At 42.2% G+C, this 13,503-nt stretch carries 7 protein-coding genes; 4 read left to right on the forward strand and 3 right to left on the reverse strand.

Annotation, left to right across the window (positions count from 1 at the left end):
- The first annotated feature begins 71 nt into the window (after positions 1–71).
- Positions 72–533 carry a (2Fe-2S)-binding protein gene (locus ACQK2H_RS07010; RefSeq protein ID WP_425393130.1) on the forward strand — a complete coding sequence of 154 codons (462 nt, stop codon included), beginning with the start codon at positions 72–74 and terminating at the stop codon, positions 531–533.
- Positions 534–554: 21 nt separating this feature from the next.
- The gene (locus ACQK2H_RS07015; protein ID WP_425390745.1) at positions 555–2,753 is read left to right on the forward strand and encodes a molybdopterin cofactor-binding domain-containing protein; all 2,199 of its coding nucleotides are present in this window, start codon (positions 555–557) and stop codon (positions 2,751–2,753) included.
- A 9-nt stretch (positions 2,754–2,762) separates the two neighbouring features.
- On the opposite strand, the gene ACQK2H_RS07020 is transcribed toward ACQK2H_RS07015, so the two are convergent.
- Together ACQK2H_RS07020 and ACQK2H_RS07025 are read right to left on the reverse strand one after the other, a co-directional pair.
- Complete coding sequence (locus ACQK2H_RS07020; protein ID WP_425390746.1) at positions 2,763–3,260, reverse strand: hypothetical protein; 498 nt, start codon at positions 3,258–3,260, stop codon at positions 2,763–2,765.
- Between the two features lie 2 nt (positions 3,261–3,262).
- Positions 3,263–3,439, reverse strand: coding sequence for a hypothetical protein (locus ACQK2H_RS07025; protein WP_425390747.1), 177 nt, complete (start codon positions 3,437–3,439; stop codon positions 3,263–3,265).
- Between the two features lie 182 nt (positions 3,440–3,621).
- On the opposite strand from ACQK2H_RS07025, the gene ACQK2H_RS07030 reads away from it, so the two are divergent.
- Entirely contained in the window at positions 3,622–4,194 is a 573-nt protein-coding gene (locus ACQK2H_RS07030; RefSeq protein WP_425390748.1) for a hypothetical protein, read from the forward strand.
- A gap of 24 nt (positions 4,195–4,218) precedes the next feature.
- Here the strand turns inward: ACQK2H_RS07030 and ACQK2H_RS07035 are convergent, their stop codons facing one another.
- Positions 4,219–4,971 carry an EcsC family protein gene (locus ACQK2H_RS07035; RefSeq protein ID WP_425390749.1) on the reverse strand — a complete coding sequence of 251 codons (753 nt, stop codon included), beginning with the start codon at positions 4,969–4,971 and terminating at the stop codon, positions 4,219–4,221.
- Positions 4,972–5,184: 213 nt separating this feature from the next.
- Between ACQK2H_RS07035 and ACQK2H_RS07040 the strand changes: the two genes are divergently transcribed.
- Complete coding sequence (locus tag ACQK2H_RS07040) at positions 5,185–13,473, forward strand: cadherin domain-containing protein (RefSeq protein ID WP_425390750.1); 8,289 nt, start codon at positions 5,185–5,187, stop codon at positions 13,471–13,473.
- Positions 13,474–13,503: the final 30 nt, after the last annotated feature.

Consider the following 13,503-nt stretch of genomic DNA (forward strand, 5'->3'; position numbering starts at 1 on the left):
CACATAAGTGGTCTGGACATTGGAATAGAAATTCACTAATTTGTATGGCCTTACCAAAAAATGAAACCAACATGGCCGCTTTTTCAATTAAAGTAAACGGTAAAACTCATCAGGTAGACGTGGATTCGGATACCCCCGTTTTATGGGTTTTGCGAGATCATCTAAAACTTGTCGGAACGAAATTTGGGTGCGGAATCGCTTCATGTGGTGCCTGCACCATTCATGCGGATGGGAATGCGATTCGCTCTTGTTCGTTACCCATTTCTGCAGTTAAAGACATGTCGCTGACAACCATCGAAGGATTGTCAAAAGACGGAGATCATCCGGTTCAGGAAGCGTGGCTCGAACATGATGTTCCGCAATGCGGCTATTGCCAGGCAGGTCAGATTATGAATGCGGCAGCATTCCTTGAAAAGAATTCAAATCCTTCGGACGAGGAAATTTCCCAGGCGATGAATGGAAACATTTGCCGATGTGGTACTTATATCCGTATCAATCAGGCGATTAAGACGGCAGCCTCTAAAATGTCCTAACTAACCTTAAAGAAATTCATTATGACACTCATTAGAACACAAATCAATCGCCGTTCATTTATGAAACTCTCTGCAGCAGCAGGAGGGGGTATGATGCTGGGATTTAACTGGCTAGCTTCTTGTTCATCACCCAAGGAAGAATATGCTCAGATCCCTGAAGAATGGTTTGATATCAATGCATTCATCAAAATAGGTGAAAATGGAACGGTCACCATTTACTCACCCAATCCCGAGATCGGCCAGAATGTAAAAACCTCCATGCCGGTTATCGTAGCTGAGGAACTGGATATTGATTGGAGAAATGTGATTGTAGAGCAAGCGGATTTAAATACAGTAAAATACAACCGTCAGTTAGCCGGAGGAAGTCAATCGATTCGTCATGGATGGCAGGGTCTTCGGATGGCAGGAGCAACCGGACGAAGAATGATGATGGAAGCTGCCGCAAAACAATGGGAAGTACCTGCAAGTGAATTGACGACAAGTATGGGGGAAGTGATCCATGCCGCCAGCGACAAAAAAATTGGGTATGGAGCCTTAGCTTCATTAGCTGCTACTCTAGATATTCCTGATGAGGTCGATTTAAAAGACAATGCTGATTTCAAGCTAATCGGTGGAAATATCAAAAACGTTGATGCTAAGCAAATAGTAACCGGTAAGCCCCTTTTTGGATTGGATTATGAGCAGGAAGGAATGCTCACGGCTATGATTGTTCATCCTCCGGCCTTTGGTATGAAGATGAAATCGTTTGACGCTTCTGAGGCTAAATCAATGCCCGGAATCAAAGATGTGATTGTGGTCAATACAGAACCTAAAGAAAAGCAATGGTCAGATACAAATGCGTTTACTGAATTAATTGCATTGGTGGGTGAATCCACCTGGCAGGTGATGAAAGCGAAGAAAGTATTGAAAGTGGAATGGGAGCAGGAAACGCCTGCAGAAAGCAGTGAAGATCATAACCGTTTGTTGGTTGAAGGATTAGAAAAACCCGGAGAGGTAATGAGAAAAGATGGTGATCCGGATCAGGTTTTAATGAAAGCTGCAAAAGTGGTAGAGAGTGTTTTTAGTGCTCCTTTTCTGGCTCACAATACCATGGAGCCTATGAATTTCTTCGCTAATGTTACGGCAGACAAGGCAGAGCTGGTCGGTCCTATTCAAACACCGGAGTATCTTCGGTTATCGGCGATGGATCTGTTAGGGATGACAGAAGATCAGGTTTCCATCCAGATGACGCGCATGGGAGGAGGTTTTGGAAGAAGGCTGTATGGAAATTTCGGATTGGAAGCAGCTGCTATTTCACAAAAAATGCAGGCTCCAATTAAGCTGGTGTATACCCGTGAGGATGATATGACTCAAGGTACATATCGACCTGCATATCGTGTAGCCTATACAGCTTCATTGGACGAGAATGGTAATTTACTTTCCTGGCAGGCGAAAGGTGCAGGAATTCCGAGTGATCCGCTATTCCCGCATAGATTTCCGGCGGGAACAATTGATCACTTCAAAGTAGAACGTGTACGTATTCCAACGAATATTTCGACAGGGGCATGGCGTGCTCCCCGATCAAACTTTATTGCGGGAGCTGAGCAATCCTTTATGGATGAAGTGGCAGAAGCCGCAGGCAAAGATCCAATAGAGTTTAGACTTAATCTATTTGATCGAGCTATCAACGATCCGGTTGGAGAAACCAATGACTATGATCCGGAAAGATATGCGGGGGTATTGAAACTTGTTCGTGAGAAATCAAACTGGGGAACTGAGATGCCAAACGTTTACCGAGGGGTGTCAGCTTACTACTGTCATAATTCATATGTCGCACAGGTGATCGACCTTGAAAAGGTTGGCAATGACCTTAAAATCAAGAAAGTCTGGTGTGCAGTGGATTGTGGAATAGTGGTCAATAAAGAAGGTGCTCTGAATCAGATCCAGGGAGGTATCATTGACGGGATTGGACATGCAATGTACAGCACGCTTACTTTTAAAGATGGCAAACCTCAGCAGGAAAACTTCAATGGATACAAGCTCATTCGAAACAGCGAAGCACCTCTTGAGATCGAGACACATTTCGTTGAGAATGGAATTGATCCAACGGGTCTTGGAGAACCATCTTTGCCGCCGATATCAGCGGCATTGGCCAATGCATTGTATCAGGCAACTGGCCAGCGCTATTACCATCAGCCGTTTTCCAGTGCTGAGCAGGTACAGGTTGAGATGGTGGGGTAGCAAGTCATATCACTCCACTTTTACATGCTTGCCGATAAGGTCTTCATAGAGATGATGGATGTCAAATAGCTGTTGGGCACCAAGCTTTTGTCCTGCCTGAGCTGAGAAATAAAGTATAAGCGCAATTATTCCGAAAACAGGAAGTGCCCATAAAATAGAAGCGTCCATGTCGAGGCTCAACCTGGTCAGTCCCCACATGCCAAGGAAGAGAGACAATAGCCCAATAGCCACATAGCTAAAGAAAAAGATGGCCCATACGGTAGGGTTAGGCCCATATAATCCTCGGACAATGACATGATTTTCTTCCTGTTCAAATGTTAGGTGCAGTTGAGGAGACCAAAAGTGTTGTTCCTTTGGGTGGATTTTGATGTATAAGTGTCCAGGAAGATAATTAGAGATAAATGTTTCAGTTTTAGCTTTTACTCCAATCAAAAGGGTGTTTTCAATCTCTTCCTTTTTGCCTACTATGACATGTCTAAATCTTGGACGGATCTTAAAACTGGACATGGCTATGCAATGGATATTTGATGCTGTAACTTTTCAACGTGAGCCTGTTTCTTAGTCAGCTCCTTTCTTTGTTTGTCTAGTGGACCACCCTTTAATTCATCTAGCTGAAGTGATAGCTTATACATCATATCTTCCAGTGCTTCCAGGAGGATAGCTTTGTTTTCGGGGGTTATCTTCATAGGTGTCATCCGTGTTTATTTAAAGATAAAAATAAGGAATGAATGTACTTATCAGAAGTGGTTTGATTTCCATCAATATTAAATTATATCAGATCACCTGCGGTTATATCACAAAGTTGTAACCCGAATTCCTGCAATTGCGTGAGGAGATAAAACTTCAACCTATTTTAACTACAAACCCAATGAGAACTCCTAAGCTCAATTCTATTTTGAAGGTATTTTTTGTGTCTGCCATATTTATTTCTTGCAATCCTAACTCAAAGAATGAGGCAGACGATCGTGCGATACGAGTTGAGCAAACAGCGAAAGATTTTTTTGAAACCTTCGCCGAGCGAAAAGATTGGGAGAAATTTTGCTCGTTTTACCGAGAGGATCTGGAATTTGAGGATATCACGCTTCAGCTTAAGCTAGATAGCCTCTGGCAATTTAAACGTTTTTACAACTGGGATGTAGAAGGTGATGATTTCAGAAAACTCACACCAGATCAAAAGCATCTCACTCTATATTCGTTGGTAGCTAATGATAGCATAGCAGTGGGCAGGGGTAGGGTCAATCCTTTTTATTACTACGATCAACTCATCGACTCAGAATGGGGAATGGATTTTACCATATGGCTTTACTTCGATGAAAACCTAAAGATTCGAAAGCAAATTGATTGGATGGAATATGATGCGAAGGTTCTAAAGAATGTCATAGAAAGGGTCGAGAAAAATGGACATGAGGCTATCCCTGATTGGCTTGATCTTTCGAGATAATATTTTAAGCTAAATGATAACCTCTTATCCAGCCAGAAGTTTTATCTCTTTAAATCGATCATGCCTCATCCTATAAGCATTCATAGCTGTCTTACCTAGCTTATTTGTGAGTTTATGATTGACAAAGGCTCCTGCAATGGCACCAACACCTGGGATAAGCTGCAACAGCTTTGCCAGGTCAATATAATCTCGATACTCCAATTGGAATGTTCGCCAGTCAAAAGCGTGGAGATCGTCCGGAAGTTCATCTTTAGTAATCGTCCAGTTTTCCATCTTTTCGAAGATCATGTTTCGATGTTGCTGGCTTGAGAAAGTTAGCTGAAAGATGTAAAGGATATACACTCGTTCCTTGTAGTCCCTTGTATCATAGCCATATCGAGAAGCTATTTCGAAAAGCATCTTCATTTTCAATGTGAGCCATAATGGGAAATCAGCCATGCTGAGTAGAAAACCACCAAAACCAGTTGCTGCTCCTTCAACAGCCGCGGAGGAGGAATAGAAGTTGATCCGTTCTTTCACTTTGGATTCAATTTCTTCCAGTGAAGGAACCTCTCTTCTTTTTTTGGTAGTAAATCCTGAGCCAAAAATTACCCCACGAGTAATTTCCTTTATTGCTCTAGTGATGGCACGATGTACTTTTTCCGGAATGATATTATTTATTTTCTTCTGTACTTTCTTGGTGGTCTTATTCCAAAAAGAAGGTTTTTTCCGCATCTGCGTCTTCCATTCCTGCAGCTCCGAATGAACCAGCTGATGATATAGGGATTGCTCACTCATTTGTAATTAGTACGCGTTTTAGGAAGAATGGATTTCAATTGAATACTATCAATTAATTGATCTGAAAAGGCATTCGTAATTCTTAACAAAGACTTAGTCTGTGATCTCACTTAATGACGTGTAAAGTACTGAAAATCAAGACGATCAGAAAGAGATGATTTTGATTTGAGGGAAGGTTTTTATAAATTAAATATCAACTAGACATATATTACAATGAAACTAGCCTCGCTCACCACACTGGCTATAATGATCGTTAGTTCATTCAGCATAGCACAAACGTTAAACTATTCACAACAGGTAGATCTCTCGGATTTTACACTTGACGGATCCCAGGATTTATCTGCAACCACAGGTGTCTGGGGAGGTCTCAGGTTCAACAATGATGGAACAAAACTGTATCTGAACGCCCGTCTGACAAGCATAGTTTACGAATTTGATCTGACCACCCCCTATGATATTACTTCAGGTTTTAGTAGCTCTGGGAATGCATTCGATGATGGGATTGCTTTGGGAAGTCGTGATGTGCTTTTTAGCGCTGATGGTAACAGGATGTACATACCCTATTTCAATTCCGTTTCGATTAGTCAGTACGATTTGGCATCCCCTTTTCAGATTGATTCTGATGTTACATTGGACAATGGTTTTGGATTTTACTATCCTCAGGTATTACAATTCAATAAGGATGGTTCCCGACTTATTGTGTTGCACAATAATAGCGATCTAGATGATGCTATATCCCAAGTCGAACTTACCACTCCTTACGATATTACTGGTGGCTTTACCCTCAGTGGTGAACTCGATATATCCGGGGATGTGATCGGACCAGGAGGGATGGTATTTGATGCCGGAGGGAGGAATATGTACGTACTGGACAATAAGGAGATTCTACACTATGAGTTATCATCTCCATATCAAGTTGTTTCCGGTGCATCGTTAACTGCTGATCCAGTGGATTTCTCTGACGGACTTACAAGTGTTGGAACTGCGTTTGCAATGAGTCCTGATAACACCAAAATCTATTTGGCATGGCAGGATGGAATTTCGCAGTTCAGTCGCGGGGAGGCATTTAAGGAGAGTAGCACAAGTGATGGATCCGTGACAGGGGGTATTGTCATTTCTTTGAATGGAGATACGTTCGTGAATGCGGGGAGTACACTCACAGAGACGACTCATTACTCATTGGCCAATGTCCCGTCAGGATTGACGTCTATCATCACTGTTGATGGTTCAGGAACGTTTGCCACACTCACCTTTAGTGGGAATGCAACTGTCTGGAATGACGTAACTGATATTCAATTCACTTTTACGGATGCGGCCTTTACCAACTCTGATGCCTCAGATTTTGGAAACGCAGTTGGTGAAAGCACCAACTTCGGCATTGACTTCAACGAACGCTACCTGACATTTGGTCCAACCACTGACATTACGGTAGCAACCGAAGTGGGTCATCAGGGCACCTTTGATGTCTCATCACAGCTATCAGTCCCGGCTGGATTTACTTTTAATCCTGACGGAACAAAAATGTATGTTACCGGACTAGATGCCAACATAAATCAATATACCCTTACCTCTCCTTTCAATATTACATCAGGTGTCTCTTTCGATGGTTCTCCGTTGGATGTTTCGGGTGAGGAAACATTCCCACAAGATGTAGCCTTTAATACGGACGGTACCAAAATGTTCGTAGTTGGTTCAATCGGACAAGAGGTCAATCAGTACAGCTTGGACGAGCCGTTCGACATTACCACTGGTGTAACCCATGATGGAAGTCCATTTGATCTGTCTGGAGAAGACGGCCTTCCGATAGGTATTGCTTTCAACACTGTTGGGACCCGAATGTATGTGATAGGTAATAGTGATGATGAACTCAATCAATATGCCCTTTCCAATCCTTTTGATATTACGTCCGGGGTTTCGCACGAAGGAAGCTTGAGCCTTTCGTTAGAAAATGGAAGTCCGAGAGGGATAGCTTTCAATGCAACCGGCACGCGGTTGTTTATTGTGGATGAAGCCGGTGATGAAGTCAACCAGTATTATCTCGATGGTGCTTTTGATGTTACGACCGGAGTAACATTTGCAGGCAGTCCGTTAGATATATCTTCAGAAGAGTCAAACGCAACAGATATTTTCATCACTTCGAATGGAGTCAACATGTTGATTCTGGGTCTGGGCGATGATGAAATCAACCAATACAAATTGCGCAGCTATTTTCATGAATCTGTTGCCAACGATGGAACTGTTTCAGGATCTGCTGTCATTGGAATTTCAGGAGATACGTTTACCAATGCCGGAGGTACGTTCACACATGGTGTAGAATACTCGATTGGTAATCTCCCGGCTGGGCTGACATCAACGCTGACCATTGATGATAATGGCTTAGTTGCTACTTTGACTATCTCAGGTACTGCAAGTACACATGGAAGTGCAGATGGGATAGGAAGTCTTGAGTTCACGTTCAATAATGCTGCCTTTACACAAGGAGATGCCAGTATCTTCACTAATGCAACAGCTGAAGGAAGTGGTATATCCATTCGATTTATTGATGCGCCAGAACTATTTTTTGAGCGATCCATTGGAATCGAAATAGGTGCAGAGCTTGACTACACTTTTGATGCTACATCTACTTATCAACCCCTTGGACTGACTTTCAATAATGATGGTACAATGTTTATTACCTCAACCAATACTTTGGATGCAATCGCCCAATACATTCTTGATACACCTTATGACTTAGCAGGTGGAATTACCTTTGATTTAACGAGATCAGTAGCGGCTCAGACTTCCTATCCTGCAGACGTTGAGTACAGCAAAGATGGGATGAAGATGTATGTGCTTGGAACGACTTCAATTAGTCAATATACGCTGAATAGCCCGTTCGACATTAGACTCGGCTTCACGTATGATGGAAATTCCACCTCTTTAATTTCGGAAAATGGAGGCCCAAGAGGAATGGCATTTAGTCGAGATGGAATGAAAATCTTCATAAGTGGAACTTCACCAAAAGAAGTAAATCAGTACTCATTGTCGACTCCATTTGATGTGACTTCAGGAATGACTTTTGATGGATCTCCATTTCCAGCCGATGCGACCAATGGAATCACATTTAACAAATCGGGAACTCGCATGTTCACGGCAGGCGGAAGCGAAATCATCGAATATCACATTGCGAATCCTTTTGATATAACATCCGGTGTAACCGAGCAGAATAATTCATTGAATGTATCCACATTCGAAACATCGATCAATGATATTGAGTTTATTCCTGATGGATCAAAGTTGTTAGTTGCTGGTCTTGGGTTTGGTAATTATATACACCAGGTCAGTATGCAAATACCCTATGATGTAGCCACCATTGGAGTGGGGCATGAAACTGAGTACAGCGTTTCAGCTGAGGAGGCAAATCCTGAAGGTGTTGCTTTCAGCTCTGATGGGCTCAGTATGTTTGTTGTTGGCAGTGGCTCAGCAGGGAGTGCGAAGGAAATTAATTCATATACATTGTCTTCCGCTTTTGATGTTTCGTCAAGCGTTAGTCATGATGCCACTTTGGATGTATCAGTTACAGACATGGTGTTTTCACCTACTGGTCTGGCATTTAGTTCAGATGGAATGACACTCTTTGTACTTGGGGCAGGAGTAGATGATATGGTATTCCAGTATAGTCTCACAAGTGCATACGATATTTCTACCGGGGTTAGTTATGACGATGATCCATTGGATGTTAGTGCTCAGAATTCTAATCCAACTGGACTTACTTTTAATCATGATGGAACCAAAATGTATATTGTCGGATATATTGAAGATGAAATCAATCAATTCAGCCTCTCATCACCATTTGATATTACAAGTGGAGTTACTTACGATGGGAACTCATTTGATCTATCCAATGAATCGGATTTTTCGTATGATCTTGCTTTTTCGCCCGGAGGTTCAAAATTGTTTGTTCTCGATTACAATGAAGAAAAAATTTTTCAATATCTATTAGAATCTCCATTTGATGTCACCTCCGGTGTGACCTATGATACCGATAAAGACATATCTTATTACGATATGCAACCCTATGGTATATACATCAATTCAGAAGGCACTAAAATGTATATATCAGGTAAAAACCCCAGCCCACCCTTTGATGAGCCTATCGAACAGTTCAGTTTTGGTTCCTCCGATTTTTCCGAAACACTAGAAAATGATGGATCTGTTTATGGGGATTTAACGATTGTATTAAGGGGGGAGACATTTACCAATCAGGGAGGTACCCTGATATCCCCAACACATTTTTCGATCTCCGGGCTTCCTTCTGGACTAACCCCTGAATTACACGTTTCTTCTAACGGTAGCACTGCTTCGTTAACACTCACAGGTAATGCCAGCGCTCATGAAAGTAACGCCAATGTCGGTGATCTGGAATTTACCTTTGAAAATGCTGCTTTTACGAGTAATAGTGCTTCATCAATCGTAAACACAACGAATGCCAGTAGTGACATTGGGATAAATTTCAATGATAATAACGCTCCGGCATTCTATTCAATAACTTACACCGAGGTGCATGAAAACGAAATAGGAACCGTTCTCGATGTTGATGCAAGCAATGGTGAAGGTGGAGACGATGATAATGGCATAACCTATTCCATAACAGGTGGGCTTGATCAGGATGACTTTTCAATTGATCCAGCGAATGGACTGATTTCCTTTATTTCCAGTCCTGACTTTGAAAATCCTGATGATTTTGACACTGATAACGAATATCTTCTGGAGGTGACCGCAGATGATGGTGGCAGTGCGAATAACCTGACCGTTCAGATGATTACCATTATGGTCAATGATGTGGATGAGGATCCCGTTTTTGTTTCTGCTGTCGCAGCTGACTTTGATGAAAATGCTACCAGTGTCGTAATTGATGTGGATGCCAGTGATGGTGATGGGGGAATAGTAGACACGGGTATTACCTATTCCTTTTCGGGTGGTGCTGATGACACAGATTTCAGTATTGATTTTAATACAGGAGAAGTCACCTTCAATGCAGCGCCTGACTTTGAAAGTCCTGCAGATGCCAATAGCGATAATGATTATGAATTGCAAGTGACAGCCAGCGATGGTGTAAACACTGCTGATCAGAACATTATCATCTCAGTTACAGATGTTAATGAGAATCCGGTCTTTTCTTCTTCCACTACGGCCAACTTCGATGAGAACGGGACTGGGGTAATTTTGGATGTCAATGCAACGGATGGAGATGATGGCAATAATGATGATGGTATAACGTATTCAGTCAGTGGAGGGGTAGATCAATCACTATTTGCAATTGATGCTTCTATAGGGGAGTTGACCTTCCAGTCATCTCCCGATTTCGAAAATCCGGTTGATATGGATACAGACAATGACTATGAGCTGGAAATAGACGCTGATGACGGTACGAACATCACCACACAGGCATTGTCTATTACAGTTGTGGATGTCAATGAGGTTCCGGAATTTATATCAGCGACTTCTACCAGTTTCGAGGAAAATAGTAGCATCGTTGTTATTGATGTAGATGCCAACAATGGGGATGGCGGAGCTGTAGATTCAGGTATTACCTATTCGATCAATGGAGGAGTGGATCAGTTCGATTTCACTATCAATGACAATGGCTTCTTGACATTTACTACGACACCAGATTTTGAAAATCCTCAAGATGACGATGGTGATAATGAATATGAGATTCAGGTCAACGCATGGGATGGAGTAAATGGAACTAATCAATCCATTGTTATTAATGTCACAAACATAGATGAATCGCCGATTTTTATTACCTCTTCGACTTTCGACTATTTGGAAAATTCCACCGATCCAATAGATATAGATGCCAATGACGGAGACGGTGGAGCTTCGGATGCTGGAGTTACCTATTCAATTTCAGGAGGTGATGATGAGACACTATTCAGTATAAATTCAGTAAGTGGTGAACTTGCTTTTACTACTTCACCAGACCATGAGTCACCCACTGATGCCAATCAGGATAATATTTATTTGGTAGAGGTCACCGCCAATGATGGGGTTAATTCTTCAGTACTGTCTATTACCATAACGGTAATCAATGAAGACGAACCACCAATCATAACCGTTTCATCCAGCATTGACTTTGAGGAAAATTCTACCAATTCAGTTGTGGAAGTTACGGCAACAAATGGTGATGGAGGAATTGTCGACGAAGATATTACATACTCTTTGGGAGGTGATGATCAAGGTTTTTTCACAATTGGTAGTAGCACTGGGATATTGGATTTTCTTTCGGCACCAGACTATGAAAATCCTCAAGACACGGATGCAGATAACATCTATGAGTTAGAAGTCACGGCGAGTGATGGAATCAATACGACCGATGCAACGTTTACAGTGTCTGTTACCAATATTAATGAGGTTCCTGTATTTACATCCTCTTCCTCTGTCGACTTTATAGAGAATAGTGTAAGTGATGTTATCGATGTAAACGCCAACAATGGCGATGGCGGAAATGAGGATGCCGGGATCATGTATTCACTGGTCGGTGGCACGGATATAAGTAGGTTTAATGTCAATTCATCAGATGGAGTGTTGACATTTAATGTATCACCCGATTACGAAAATCCCGTTGACACCAATGGGGATAATATTTATCAGATAGAGGTTGCTGCCTCCGATGGATTTGAAAGCTCAATTCAGCTGATCACTGTAACGGTAACAAACACCAACGAAAATCCGGTGATCAGTGCTCAGGCATTTTCACTCGATGAAAACAGTGCTTTTGGAACTTTAGTCGGGACTGTCCAGGCTACCGACGAAGATGGCGATCCCGTTTCTTACTTGCTCGTCTCTGGAAATACTAATTCTGCATTTACACTTGATAATAATTCAGGTGAATTAACAGTGAATAGCCCTACAGTCCTGGATTTTGAGACGATCCAATCATTTGACTTACTTGTCCAAGTATTTGACGGAAATGGTGGGTCCGCTACTGCAACGATCACCGTGAACCTCAATGATATTGATGAGACAGGTAATACCGACCCGGTAATCGCTGACCAAACATTTTCCCTCGATGAGAACAGTGCTTTTGGTACTGTGGTTGGCACTGTGGTAGCCTCTGATGATGATGGAGACCCACTTACTTATTCAATCACATCCGGTAATACAAATTCGGCTTTTACTATAAGCGGCAGCTCAGGCGAGCTGACAGTAAATAGTGCTTCGGCATTGGACTTTGAGACAACCCCATCCTTTGGATTGATAGTTGAAGTAAACGATGGAAATGGGGGATTCGCGTCTGCCACAATTACAGTGAACCTCAATGATATTGATGAGACAGGTAATACCGACCCGGTAATCGCTGACCAAACATTTTCCCTCGATGAGAACAGTGCTTTTGGTACTGTGGTTGGCACTGTGGTAGCCACCGATGATGATGGAGATCCACTTACCTATTCAATAACTTCCGGTAATACAAATTCGGCTTTTACTATAAGCAGTAGCTCAGGTGAGCTGACAGTAAATAGTGCTTCGGCATTGGATTTTGAAAAGACCCCATCCTTTGGATTGACAGTTGAAGTAAACGATGGAAATGGGGGATTCGCGTCTGCCACAATTACAGTGAACCTCAATGATATTAATGAGACAGGTAATACCGACCCGGTAATCGCTGACCAAACGTTTTCTGTTGATGAGAACAGCGCAATGAGCACAGTAGTTGGTACAGTGGTAGCCTCTGATGATGATGGAGATCCACTTACCTATTCAATCACATCCGGCAACACAAGCTCCGCATTTGCAATAAGCAGTAGTTCAGGTGAGCTGACAGTAAATAGTGCTTCGGCATTGGACTTTGAAACGACCCCATCCTTTGGATTGACAGTTGAAGTAAATGACGGAAATGGGGGATTCGCCTCTGCAATAATTACAGTGAACCTCAATGATATTGATGAGATAAGTAACACCGACCCGATAATCGCTGATCAAACGTTTTCTGTTGATGAGAACAGCGCAATGAGCACAGTAGTTGGTACAGTGGTAGCCTCTGATGATGATGGAGACCCACTTACTTATTCAATCACATCCGGCAACACAAGCTCCGCATTTGCAATAAGCAGTAGCTCAGGCGAGCTGACAGTAAATAGTGCTTCGGCATTGGACTTTGAGACAACTCCCTCATTTGATCTGGTTGTAGAGGTAAATGATGGGAACGGTGGAATTGCATCCGCCACAATTGCCATTACTGTTAATCAGGTTCTTGGATCAAGTTCTATTGAGACGATTGAGGTATTCCCTAATCCAAATGAAGGTTTGGTCAATATCTCTTTTCCCGAGGCTATAGAAGAGGCACATTTAACAGTTATGAATTTGACAGGGTCAATTTTATCGGATGTCTACCTGCAGCGCATTGAGAATACCTACCAAATGGATATGAGCGATTTTAAAGATGGTATCTACATTATAAGAATCAATTCCAACAAAATAGAAGAAGAGAATGTAATTGTGATCAAAGGGCAATGAAGTCTCGTGAACTTTTGGTTGTTCGGTTCA

This window comes from Ekhidna sp. (assembly GCF_965228795.1).
Taxonomy (GTDB): Bacteria; Bacteroidota; Bacteroidia; order Cytophagales; family Cyclobacteriaceae; genus Ekhidna.

Coding starts and splice junctions, on each gene's coding strand:
- ACQK2H_RS07015 (WP_425390745.1), top strand. CDS start 555: ATGACACTCATTAGAACACAAATCAATCGCCGTTCATTTATGAAACTC.
- ACQK2H_RS07010 (WP_425393130.1), top strand. CDS start 72: ATGGCCGCTTTTTCAATTAAAGTAAACGGTAAAACTCATCAGGTAGAC.
- ACQK2H_RS07040 (WP_425390750.1), top strand. CDS start 5,185: ATGAAACTAGCCTCGCTCACCACACTGGCTATAATGATCGTTAGTTCA.
- ACQK2H_RS07035 (WP_425390749.1), bottom strand. CDS start 4,971: ATGAGTGAGCAATCCCTATATCATCAGCTGGTTCATTCGGAGCTGCAG.
- ACQK2H_RS07030 (WP_425390748.1), top strand. CDS start 3,622: ATGAGAACTCCTAAGCTCAATTCTATTTTGAAGGTATTTTTTGTGTCT.
- ACQK2H_RS07020 (WP_425390746.1), bottom strand. CDS start 3,260: ATGTCCAGTTTTAAGATCCGTCCAAGATTTAGACATGTCATAGTAGGC.
- ACQK2H_RS07025 (WP_425390747.1), bottom strand. CDS start 3,439: ATGAAGATAACCCCCGAAAACAAAGCTATCCTCCTGGAAGCACTGGAA.